Genomic DNA, 10,754 nt, shown 5'->3' on the forward strand with positions numbered 1-10,754 from the left:
TAGAGCTGACGTCGCATGTGTTGTTATCGGAAGCCATGCTTAGACTGAATTATCGGCCGCGTTGAAGCGCACTTTAGGAAGATACCGGGAGCTTTTGTACTCAGTTAAAGCTTGACGCTGTCACTGTGGGAGGGGGCTTGCCCTAATGCCAGTCAGTTAAAGGGTGGGCTGTAGAACACATGATCTGTAGTGAGCGGGCTTGCCCCGCGCTGGGTGGCGAAGCCGCCCCCACCCCAGGCACTTCGGTCCTTCTGAAATACCGCGGCGTCTTCGTTGGGGCGGCGTTGCCGCCCAGCGCGGGGCAAGCCCGCTCACTACAAAGTTTGGTTGCGGCAGGTTCTCTTAACTGACTGGCATTAGGGCTTGCCCCCTCCCACAGGTTAACCATCGTCTGCACCATCGCTTAACTGACCAGCATTATGCTAAGGGCAGGCTTTATCGATTAAAGCGCTCGACCAGGGAGTATTGCGTGGAAGCCGTGCGGGTCAGCTCGGTGTTCAGCCCTGCCGATTGGTGCGCCTGCTCCGAGGTTTGATCAGCCAGTTGGGCGATGGTGGCGATGTTCTGGCTGATTTCCTCGGCCACCGCGCTTTGCTCTTCCGTAGCGCTCGCAATCTGGGTGGTCATGTCGGTGATGTTGGCGACGGCTTCACTGATGCCCAGCAACGCCTTGTCCGCCTCGAGCACTTGAAGCACGCCCTCTTCGGCCTGGCGGCAACCGCTCTCCATGGTTTGCACGGCTTTGCCGGACGAGACCTGAAGCGTGGTGATCAGTTGATGGATCTGCGTGGTCGATTGCGAGGTGCGCTGTGCCAGCTGGCGGACCTCATCGGCCACCACGGCAAAGCCTCGGCCCATGTCGCCGGCACGGGCAGCTTCAATGGCGGCATTCAGTGCCAGCAGGTTGGTCTGATCGGCGATGCCTTTGATCACATCCACGACCGTGCCGATTTCATCACTGTCCCGCGCCAACTGCGCCACAGTCAGGCCAGTTTCGCTCACCACACTCGACAGACGCTCAATGGCTTCGCGAGTTTCCCGGGTTACATCGCGGCCACGACCCGTCAGCTGGTTGGCCTGCTGGGTGGCATCAGCGGTGCGTTGCACATGCCGGGCAACTTCCTGGGTCGTCGCCGCCATCTGGTTGACTGCGGCCGACACCTGTTCAGTCTCGACCCGCTGGCGCTCCAGGCCTTTCGAGCCCTCAGCGGCCAGCGCCTCGGATTGCCCTGCGAGTCGGCTGAGTTGCTCGGCAGTGTCCTGCAAGCGCGTAAGGCAAGTCTTCAGACGCGCAGTCTGGCTGACGAAAGCCGTTTCCAGGCGGGCTTGCGGGCCACGGGCATCGCTGTACATCTGCGCAATCAACGCATCGGAGGTCGAGGGTTCGGTCATCTGCAACAGGCGTAACGTTCCGTGCTTCTGCCAACGTGAAAAGACCCAGCCGAGCGGTAACGCCACGGCTGCCGCCACACCGAATGCCAACGGCGCACTGAAGAACACACCGCTCACCGCACCCGCCAGCCCGGTGGCCAGATATGGCAGGCAATCCTGCGCAGCACACACCCAGTTGTCCCAGCGAGGGATGGCCGACTTTCCTTGGCTGATACGCTGATAGAGCGCTTGCGCCCGACGGACCTGATCCGCCGTCGGCTTGACCCTGACCGACTCGAAGCCCACTACCTGGCTGCCTTCGAATATCGGTGTGACGTACGCGTTGACCCAATAGTGATCGCCACTTTTGGAGCGGTTCTTGACGATCCCCATCCATGGCCGACCTTGTTTAAGCGCACTCCACATGTGCGCGAACACGGCTGGGGGCACGTCCGGATGACGAACGATGTTTTGCGGAGCCCCTATCAGATCTTCTCGATTAAAACCGCTGATCTCGACAAACGCGTCATTGCAATAACTGATAACGCCTCGGGCATCTGTTGTAGAGATAAGTTTCTGCTGTGGGTCAAGTGAAACTTCGCGCTGAGTAACGGGTTGATTATTTCGCACAACGACTACCTTTTATGACTTGCATAGCCATCGGCAAGCGCCAGGAAAAGTTAATACTTTTTTTTGAAATTTTTCTTATACATACAGACTTTGTACCGAAATCGAACAATAAACGAAGCTTTATAAACCTGAACGAAAGTACCAACTAAGAAGAAATAAACAAATAGCTTTGCTGCCATAACGGTCGCAGTTTCTATATATATCAGCACTTTGCAGAAGGGCCTGATCCGGCCTACGCTGCATCCACGGATCAGCGAGCGAGGTGACAATCGTGAACAGCACATTCAGGATCGATGCAGTAGACGCCGTGCCGCCAAACGAGCGCGAAGCGGAATATTTCGAGTACAGCAAAGCGGCAAATCCGATCAGCGCCAAGCTCATTACAGGCGTGCCCTACCACAACTTTCCAGCCTCGCTCTGCGACTCAGGCCCCTCGCGGGTCGTGCCGCTGGACCTGAGCGAAGCATTGGGCTGCGAAGGGCCGGCCACCGGCCCCGGGCTTTGTGCCAACTTTATCCGCCTCAATGCGGGCGACAGCCTGACGCTCCAGCCCAACGCCACCTCGCAGGTTTTTTATGTGATTGCCGGCGCAGGCAAAGTGACCCAGGGCGAGCACACCCTGGAATGGTCCAAAGGCTGCTTCATGGCGCTGCCAGGTCTGCTGGGCGCCTGTTTCAGCGCGACCGAGGACGCCCGGCTCTATTACGTGCATGACGAGCCCCTGTTGCGCTATCTCGGCGTGACCCGCAGCACTGACCGGTTCTTGCCGACGTTGTACCCGGCGCAGACCGCCAACGCGAAGCTGCGTGAAGCGGCCGATGACCCGCGTGCGCAAGACCGCAGCCGTATCAGCATCTTGTTGGGCAACCGCAATTTCCCGCAAACCCGAACCGTGACCCATGTGCTCTGGGCCATGTATGGAATTCTGCCGGCCGGCTCGGTCCAGAAGCCTCATCGGCATCAGTCGATTGCGCTGGATTTTATCGTCGATTGCCCGACAGGTTGCTACACCCTGGTCGGCACCGACCTGGACGCCGATGGCCAGATACGTCACCCGGTTCGCGTGGATTGGGCGCCGGGGCTGGCGTTTGTCACGCCGCCCGGCTACTGGCACGCCCACTTCAACGAGTCCGACCAGGAAGCGTTCCTGATCCCGATCCAGGACGCGGGGCTGCAGACCTATCTTCGCTCGCTGGATATCCGCTTCAGTTGATAGCAGTCAGGCAAGCGGCGCACTTGCATGAAGCATGTTTGCGCCGCCCTTTCAGCTGATCAGGCTTTCAAAGCATCCTCCAGAAACGCCACCAATGCCTCCACCCGCGGGCTACGCAGCTTGCGTGAGGGTACCAACAGGTTGATCGGCGCACTGTCGAATTGCCAATCCGCCAACACCCGGACCAGGCTACCGTTGGCGATTGCATCACTGACATCCCACTGCGAACGCAGCACCAAGCCCAAGCCTTGCTCGGCCCAACGCCGCGCGACGCTTCCATCGTTACTCAACAGTGCGGGTTCGATGCGCAGTGTTTTGCGCCCCTGCCCCTTACGCAGATGCCATAGCGTGACATCTTCATCATTTTCACGAATGCAAATGCAGCGATGCTCGGCCAGTTGCTCCGGTGAAGATGGCACCCCGTACTGCTCCAGATAGGCTGCGCTTGCGCACAACCATCGGTGGTTTTGCGTAAGGGGCCTGGCGATCCACAGGCTGTCGTTCAGGTGACCAATGTGAATAACCGCGTCGCTGTCGTGACGATCAGGCCATGGCGTTTCACGCAAATCCAGCTGCAGGCGCAGCTGTGGATGCAACCTGGCGAAGCGGGCCAGCAGCGGTGCAATCCGCTGGCGTCCATAGCCGAACGGCGCCGCCAGCCTGAGCGTGCCGGTCAGCCGCTGGTCCTGTTGCCTGAACGACTCCGGCAACGCCTCCAGTTGCTCCAGCAACAGCGCACATTCACGGGAGAAACGCTCGCCGTCGGCGGTCAGGCTCAAGCGCCGGGCATCGCGATTGGCCAGGGTCAGCCCCAGCAGCGCCTCGAGCTTACGTAGGCGCATGGACAGCGCGGGTGGCGAGACGTTGAGCATTCTGGCCGCAGCGCTCAAAGACTCGGAGCGCGCCAGTGTTGCAGCCAGGCGTAGATCTTCGACAGAGATCATTCAATTTTACTTAATGATTGATGACCATTGATTGAACCACAACTTTACGAACGCTGAGTAGAGTGGCCGCGTCTCCAGCCACCTGAGTTCTGTCATGTCAGCCCCTATTGCCTCTCTCGATACCCCCGTCGCGCTAGTCGATGTCTCGCGAATGCAGCGCAATATTCAGCGCATGCAGCAACGCATGCACAGCTTGGGTGTGCGCTTGCGCCCGCATATCAAAACCAGCAAATGCCTGCCCGTGATCAAGGCGCAGATAGCCGCCGGCGCGAGCGGCGTCACGGTGTCCACCCTGAAAGAAGCGGAGTATTGCTTTGCCGAGGGCATCAACGATGTGTTCTATGCCGTGGCAATTGCGCCCGGCAAGTTGGCTCAGGCCCTCGCACTCAGGCGCCAGGGCTGCAACTTGAGTGTGCTCACCGACAGCGTTGTCGGGGCCCAAGCGATTGTCGCCTTCGCACAGCAACACGACGAACGTTTCGACGTGTGGATCGAAATAGATTGCGACGGCCACCGCTCAGGCCTGGCCGTTGAAGACCCTGCGCTGCTAGCGGTTGCCCGTGTCCTTGTCGAGGGCGGCCAGCAATTGCGCGGCGTGATGACCCACGCCGGCTCCAGCTATGAACTCGACACTCTTCCAGCATTGCAGGCCCTTGCCGAACAGGAACGCCAGCTCTGCGTCAGCGCCGCTGAAAAAATCCGCCAAGCCGGGATGGCCTGCCCGGAGGTCAGCATCGGTTCCACACCCACCGCCCTGTCGGCGCTGAACCTGGAAGGCGTGACGGAAGTACGCGCAGGTGTCTACGTATTCTTCGACCTGGTCATGCACAACATCGGCGTTTGCCAGGCGGACGAGTTGGCCCTGAGCGTGCTGACCACCGTCATCGGCCATCAGCAAGACAAAGGCTGGATCATCACCGACGCCGGCTGGATGGCCATGAGCCGTGACCGCGGCACCCAACGCCAGCGCCGGGATTTCGGCTACGGGCAGGTGTGTACCGAAACCGGCGAATGGATCGAGGGCGCGCGAGTGACTGGCGCCAACCAGGAGCACGGCATCATCACCCTTGGAGCGGCCCAGGGCACCGACATCGTGGCGCACTTCCCCATCGGCAGCCGCCTGCGCATCCTGCCCAACCACGCGTGCGCCACCGGCGCGCAATTCCCGCACTATCACGCCTGCGACGCCGAAGGCGCCGTGCACACCTGGAGTCGCCTGCATGGCTGGTAAGATCGAGTTGATCCACACGACCAACGCGGCCGCTCCGGGCGGGCACTACTCCCAGGCGGTACTGCACCAGGGCGTTTTATACGTGTCCGGGCAGTTGCCGGTGCGCGCAGACGGCGAGCATAGCGCCGACCAACCGTTCGAGGTGCAAGCCTCAATCGCGCTCGATAACCTGATGGCAATCCTCAGCGCAGCCGGCCGGAGTGCGAGTGACCTGTTGAAGGTGACGGTGTATGTCGTGGGGGTAGAGCATTGGGCCGCTTTTGACCGGGTTTATACGCGTTATCTGGGAGAGCATCGGCCGGCTCGTGCGGTGGTTCCGGTGGCGGGGTTGCATCATGGTTATTTGATAGAAATTGAGGCGATGACCGGCGGTGAATAAAGGGAAGCAGGGTTATGGTGTTTGGGGGTTAGGGAAAATAGGGGGCATCCCTCAGTGACTGACCGTTTATTTTTTATAACCTCGCCACATATCATTTAAAACAATTAACACTCTAGAATAAATCAGCAACTGAACTTCAAAAACCACAACACTCTCCGAAAGATGAATTTCCAAAGGAATTGAAATATTCACATTTTGGTTCGCTGAAGCCTGCGAAAACACCGCCGCAGATAGATGACTAGTAATTTTTAATATATCAGAATAAAGAGCACCAACGTTTTTTCCCTTAAACTTTATAGCTACGCCTTTTTCAAAAATCTTTAAGGTACAGCCATCTAAATAAATTTCATATACCCCCTGACCCAGTTTGGGGTCACTACTGAGAGGTATATAGCCTCCATAACCAGACAAATTGAGGCTTTTCAGATGTTTGCTCACTGAATTTGGATGGTTCACTACTTTAGCCCCTTCAAAAATTCTCTAAGTCCTTCTTTGGTAGCCGGAAAACTAAAATAGAATTTCTCGCCCACTTTCCCGGCCCCTAATGCTGCGCCTTCTTCTGACGCGTAATAACCTTTAAGGGTGACTGTCTTGGCTCCTTGAGACTGAGTGTATTCTAGGAGTTTTTTAAGCGACCCCACTAATCCTGAAGCTCCGTCCGGGCCATACCCCATAAAACCTTTAGGAAATAGGGGTCAGACCACCATTATTTATATTTTTAAATAGCAACTTTTCTGAACTCTAAAAAACACAAAAGCAGGCCCCACCCCCTATGCTTCATTATTACCACTTGCCTAACTTATCTGAAGAGATTAGCCCGCCGGCTCGCTCAAGCTCCTCATAAGCTGACTTAGCAGCACGAAATTCAACTTTATAACGCTCATTATCACCTTCATAAAGCCTCGTCAAAACCAAAATTAAATTCTCATAACTAATCAAATCCCTTGGTTTTATTTCCAAAGCATCTTCATAGCATTTCAAGGCGCCTTCAAAATCACCAATTTTCACTAAAAGACCTCCAAGCTCCACGTAGGAATCAACAAATGAAGGTTCGGTTTCAATAGCCGCTTGATAATATTTAAAAGCGTCCACAAAGTTCCCTAACCTCTCATTTTTAACTCCTGCAATATAAAGATATCTTGCGATTGCTCGCTCTGGCGCCAAACGTGTAGAGGACTCATAGTATTTTATTGCTTTATCGATTTCACGTCGATAAAAACAAATATCTCCTAAACATTCAAGACGAAGATACTCAGAAAGCAAATTCGAGACACTTTCAAAATAGCACTCGCCATCTTCAATCTTATCATTTGAAAGATAATCAATCAGAACACCTCTCACATCGCCATCTCTAGAAACATTCAAAACTATTCCCCAACTGGTCTAACCTTCTTAATCAATGAATTAAATAACTCTAGCTGACTAGGTGATTTCCAAAAGAAATAGGGTCAGACCATCATTCTCCAATGTTCTTAAAGAGCAACTCTACCAAACTCTAAAAACGCAAAATCGTGGTCTGACCCCTATTTACTCCTCAGGGTCCGCCCCCTATTTTCGATGAAATCGGTTGAGACCCTCCCTATTATTAACTATACCGTATAACCTGCCATCCTCATTTGCGCGAGTATTGCCTCATCAAATTGTTGGTCAGAAATACCCATGATTGATTTGGCACTCTTCCACCTCCATATTACAGGAAGGACCTTGCTATCCAAACGATCAAACTCTTCCAAAAAAATATTTGCTAAAACATACTTATCCAACTCAGGATCAGCCTCTAACATAAAGCTCAGTACAGTGCTCGGCAATTTTCCTTCCAGCAACTGGGCTAACAAATACTTATTTTTTAAAGGTGACACAATTGATATCTCCAATGGTTTCAATTTTTTCAACCTTTCCGTATCCGTACTTTTGGGCTATTTGGCCTGTCCATGTATTCAAAGCAGCATTTTCTTTTGACATTCCATTGGCAATATTCTCGAGATAACGAGCAGTGTTAACGCTGTCAGTACCCGCCTCCCAAGCCCCACGGATTTGATTGACCTTGACGCCTTCATTGCCGAGGCGTTGCATTGCGCTGGCAAACATATCAGTGCCTGATGCATCGTAGTAGGGATGATTCTTTGCTGCACGAATTTCAAATCCCAGCACTCCCGCTTTATCTACATTCACGACCAATCCTGCTACGCCATCAGGATCGCCATACTTGAGCTGGACTCCTCCATCTTTGAGTAAAATCGGGGTCAGACCACCATTCTTTCTATAATTTTAAATAGCAACTCTGTTGAACTCTAAAGAACACAAAAGCGTGGTATGCCCCCTATTTTCCAACTACTGCGAGCGATCGGTGAAGTCGCCAGCCAAGCGTATACCGCGCAAGCCACCACACAGCATGCGGCGCAGCGGCTGGAGCAGCCGGCGCAGTGGCGGGCGAGTGTCGCCAAAGGGTAATGACCGCCCAATTGTTTTGCCGAATGAGTACATTTCCTACAACAAGCCCTGAAACAGGAAAGTCCGAGGCGACAGCGCCTTGCTCCCTTGCCTACGCTTGCGTCAGAATCCGCCGGCTTGTGCGCTTGAGTGGGCGTCTCTAAGGTTGCTCGGTCGCTGAAAACTCAGCGATCGGGTTTAGTAGCCTGGGGTTATTCCAATCAGTGCATAAGCTTCATCTGTCGGGCGACAACGTCCGTGCTTTATGGTGGCTGTGTGCAGGGCGTCCTCGGGCGCGCCGGCTTTCTTGGAATTCCCCGGTCTACTAACCTGCGCACAGCTGCCACCCCTTAGTTTAGTAGCTCAGAGGTGGCGGCCCTAAAGTGGGAAATTCCAAGTATGTTCAAAGTCACGCCTAATCCTCCAAGTAAGCCCGACCTGAAACTCAATCAGGCGGCGCATCGCGCCATAGATCACTACCTCAATTCAGAAACGGCTGCACCTCAGCCGCCGCCGGGTTTATTCAGTGTCGCCCCCGACACCAGCTCAGAAACCCTGATCACCAACAGCTACGAAACCTTTTCCTCAGTCAGCGCCTTGCTGCTCGACCTGTCCGAGGACCTGACCGGGAAACCACGCGATGTAGCGCTGGCAATACACCAGTTGAGTGAGTTGGGGGTGTTGCTGATGGACAAGCTGATGGAGCGGGAGGCAGCAGTAGCGGGCAGCTAAGCCTTTAACGCAGTACCGAGCCGTCGTAACGCCCAACGGCGGCTCGGTGTTTTTGCTATTGGGCTGTGCCGTGTCAACATATAGCCTGGTGCCGAACTTTTAGACCTGCGTAAAGAAACGATGACGTGGCAACGGAAAAAACAAAGAAAGCACTGTTGTATTCGGCGTGGGGGATTACTGTTTTGGCTTAATAGGGGTTTTGGTCAAGCAAGCATCAGAGGAGCCACCTCCGCCCAGAGGGAAATAGGCACCAGACCATCATTCTTTATATTTTTAAAGAGCAAGTCTGCTGAACTCTAAAAAACGCAAAATCGTGGTCCGACCCCTATTTTCCCTCAAGCGCAGGGCCTGAGATAGATTTGTGGGGATCCCTCAGGGTCTGTACCCTATTTCACATGCCTAAAATCATCAATTGACTTTTTCTTTTCTTGAAGCAGAGACAAAACGAAATCGGGTCTAAAATCCATCAAGAATTCAATAGCATCAAAAATTTTCCAACGATGTAATTCCGGATGATCGATTATAGCAACAAGGTGAACTTCAATAAGCGGCACATATTCCAAATAGTTCTTTCTTTTCACAAAGTCAAAAATTTTGGCTATTTCGAACGGCTTACTACTCGCCAACGAAATAATTTTCGATAGAGGAGAGTAAATTTGCGTTCTAGCCGCTTCAATTCCCCCGCGATCAGCCACGTTGGCAAAATATCGAGTTACAGCTAAGATTATCTGGTGATAAGTGTCGTCGTAACCATATAGTCGGTGGGGGTATGCTCCTTCGATGCATTCGTTTTTTTCCATATCCCCTTCTAAGGCGACTAGACCTTCACAGAGCCCCCAACTGGTCAGCAGTTTCGCAGCCAAAAAGTGCTCTTCTTTATTATTCGTATGACGGAGCAAATTTAGCACAGCGCCAATTCTTTCCGGTGGAATATCCTCTGGATCCAAATCTCCTGCAGTCACAGCATAATCTGCATGCTCAGGAACGCTATTCAATAGTTCGTATGTTTTCGGGTCCATATAAACCTATTTTTTTACTTTCTTAATATAGTCAGCCGGTACACAGCCCTTAATCAAACATTCCCCATCGCGCGTAGCGTTCTTAAGATCTCTCTCAGCATTAATCAACGAATCATTGTTATTTTCAGACGGATTTTTTGTGTACCTTGCCCGGGCCGCATCCACTTTCGATTGCAACTCCGCTGTCACTTGCTGATTTTACAAAAATTTGGTACCTGGCAGATTACCAGAATCAATGTCCTGCTTTAAGCGCTTCACATCGATCTCAATTTTATCAGAACCATAGTCTTTCGGGGTCGACGCTACACTTGGATCAGTAACAGATATATAGGGCGAATTCTCAGGATTGCCACCGCGCACGTGCGTTTGGACGCTGCCGGTCCCGTTGACGTTAGGTGGAACCAATTCGCCGTTTTCATTAATATATGCTTTAGTCCTACCGTTTCCGTTGACCGCTGCGCTGAAGTCATCGTCGCTGCGCACAACAATCTCACGTGTCCCTTTTTCACCATCAGCCTTTTATGCGTTCTAAGAACTCAACCATTGCTAGCGGATCACGCTCCACAAGTTCTTCAATCAAATCTTCCGCTGCCCAATGCAGAATCATGTCCCCTCCCCCCCCATCCTTGCAGAGGATGAGATCACTTGACAAAGAAGAGTCAACAACATTGACTTCTCTATCGCTGAGTGCCATCAGGCCACCGTAGCCATCATAAGGAATGACCCAGTAAAACCGTTCGTTCTCTATCCAGTAAATCCCAAACACCTTTACAGGCTCTTCTCGCCCAATTTCTCGAATAATCAT

General features: G+C 53.2%; 14 protein-coding genes and 1 pseudogene. 5 read left to right on the top strand and 10 right to left on the bottom strand.

Annotation, left to right across the window (positions count from 1 at the left end):
- Positions 1 to 435 precede the first annotated feature (435 nt).
- Together ACQRBV_RS22070 and ACQRBV_RS22075 are read right to left on the bottom strand one after the other, a co-directional pair.
- Positions 436 to 1,509: a methyl-accepting chemotaxis protein gene (locus ACQRBV_RS22070; RefSeq protein WP_411984406.1), complete on the bottom strand. Its 1,074-nt coding sequence runs from the start codon at positions 1,507 to 1,509 to the stop codon at positions 436 to 438.
- Positions 1,510 to 1,725: 216 nt separating this feature from the next.
- Positions 1,726 to 2,001: pseudogene (locus ACQRBV_RS22075) on the bottom strand (PAS domain-containing protein); the annotation flags it as partial.
- Positions 2,002 to 2,272: 271 nt separating this feature from the next.
- Between ACQRBV_RS22075 and ACQRBV_RS22080 the strand changes: the two are divergent.
- On the top strand, positions 2,273 to 3,214 hold the full coding sequence (locus ACQRBV_RS22080) for a cupin (protein ID WP_411984072.1): 942 nt from the start codon (positions 2,273 to 2,275) through the stop codon (positions 3,212 to 3,214).
- Positions 3,215 to 3,273: 59 nt separating this feature from the next.
- Here ACQRBV_RS22080 and ACQRBV_RS22085 read toward each other — a convergent pair whose 3' ends face one another.
- Positions 3,274 to 4,158 carry a LysR family transcriptional regulator gene (locus ACQRBV_RS22085; RefSeq protein WP_411984071.1) on the bottom strand — a complete coding sequence of 295 codons (885 nt, stop codon included), beginning with the start codon at positions 4,156 to 4,158 and terminating at the stop codon, positions 3,274 to 3,276.
- Between the two features lie 94 nt (positions 4,159 to 4,252).
- Here ACQRBV_RS22085 and ACQRBV_RS22090 point away from each other — a divergent pair, with 94 nt between their 5' ends.
- Positions 4,253 to 5,389 carry a DSD1 family PLP-dependent enzyme gene (locus ACQRBV_RS22090; protein WP_411984070.1) on the top strand — a complete coding sequence of 379 codons (1,137 nt, stop codon included), beginning with the start codon at positions 4,253 to 4,255 and terminating at the stop codon, positions 5,387 to 5,389.
- On the top strand, positions 5,379 to 5,768 hold the full coding sequence (locus tag ACQRBV_RS22095) for a RidA family protein (RefSeq protein ID WP_411984069.1): 390 nt from the start codon (positions 5,379 to 5,381) through the stop codon (positions 5,766 to 5,768). Before ACQRBV_RS22090 ends, ACQRBV_RS22095 begins: the two co-directional genes overlap by 11 nt.
- 66 nt (positions 5,769 to 5,834) lie before the next feature.
- Here ACQRBV_RS22095 and ACQRBV_RS22100 read toward each other — a convergent pair whose 3' ends face one another.
- From ACQRBV_RS22100 to ACQRBV_RS22115, 4 genes are all read right to left on the bottom strand, one after another.
- On the bottom strand, positions 5,835 to 6,224 hold the full coding sequence (locus tag ACQRBV_RS22100; RefSeq protein WP_411984068.1) for a hypothetical protein: 390 nt from the start codon (positions 6,222 to 6,224) through the stop codon (positions 5,835 to 5,837).
- A gap of 327 nt (positions 6,225 to 6,551) precedes the next feature.
- Positions 6,552 to 7,133 carry a tetratricopeptide repeat protein gene (locus ACQRBV_RS22105; protein ID WP_411984067.1) on the bottom strand — a complete coding sequence of 194 codons (582 nt, stop codon included), beginning with the start codon at positions 7,131 to 7,133 and terminating at the stop codon, positions 6,552 to 6,554.
- Between the two features lie 224 nt (positions 7,134 to 7,357).
- Positions 7,358 to 7,627: a hypothetical protein gene (locus tag ACQRBV_RS22110; protein ID WP_411984066.1), complete on the bottom strand. Its 270-nt coding sequence runs from the start codon at positions 7,625 to 7,627 to the stop codon at positions 7,358 to 7,360.
- Complete coding sequence (locus tag ACQRBV_RS22115; protein ID WP_178126871.1) at positions 7,608 to 7,940, bottom strand: hypothetical protein; 333 nt, start codon at positions 7,938 to 7,940, stop codon at positions 7,608 to 7,610. Before ACQRBV_RS22115 ends, ACQRBV_RS22110 begins: the two co-directional genes overlap by 20 nt.
- A 141-nt stretch (positions 7,941 to 8,081) precedes the next feature.
- On the opposite strand from ACQRBV_RS22115, the gene ACQRBV_RS22120 reads away from it, so the two are divergent.
- Positions 8,082 to 8,219, top strand: a complete 138-nt coding sequence (locus tag ACQRBV_RS22120) for a hypothetical protein (RefSeq protein ID WP_178126870.1) — start codon at positions 8,082 to 8,084, stop codon at positions 8,217 to 8,219.
- Positions 8,220 to 8,597: 378 nt separating this feature from the next.
- Positions 8,598 to 8,930, top strand: a complete 333-nt coding sequence (locus tag ACQRBV_RS22125; protein WP_161548938.1) for a DUF6124 family protein — start codon at positions 8,598 to 8,600, stop codon at positions 8,928 to 8,930.
- A 386-nt stretch (positions 8,931 to 9,316) separates the two neighbouring features.
- Here ACQRBV_RS22125 and ACQRBV_RS22130 read toward each other — a convergent pair whose 3' ends face one another.
- The 3 genes from ACQRBV_RS22130 to ACQRBV_RS22140 all read right to left on the bottom strand — a co-directional run bounded on the left by ACQRBV_RS22130 (position 9,317) and on the right by ACQRBV_RS22140 (position 10,754).
- Positions 9,317 to 9,949, bottom strand: coding sequence for a hypothetical protein (locus tag ACQRBV_RS22130; protein WP_411984065.1), 633 nt, complete (start codon positions 9,947 to 9,949; stop codon positions 9,317 to 9,319).
- A 198-nt stretch (positions 9,950 to 10,147) separates the two neighbouring features.
- Entirely contained in the window at positions 10,148 to 10,432 is a 285-nt protein-coding gene (locus tag ACQRBV_RS22135) for a hypothetical protein (protein ID WP_411984064.1), read from the bottom strand.
- A gap of 28 nt (positions 10,433 to 10,460) precedes the next feature.
- Positions 10,461 to 10,754: a hypothetical protein gene (locus tag ACQRBV_RS22140; RefSeq protein WP_060752858.1), complete on the bottom strand. Its 294-nt coding sequence runs from the start codon at positions 10,752 to 10,754 to the stop codon at positions 10,461 to 10,463.

Source organism: Pseudomonas sp. R11F (genome assembly GCF_050312575.1).
Lineage (GTDB): Bacteria > Pseudomonadota > Gammaproteobacteria > Pseudomonadales > Pseudomonadaceae > Aquipseudomonas > Aquipseudomonas palleroniana.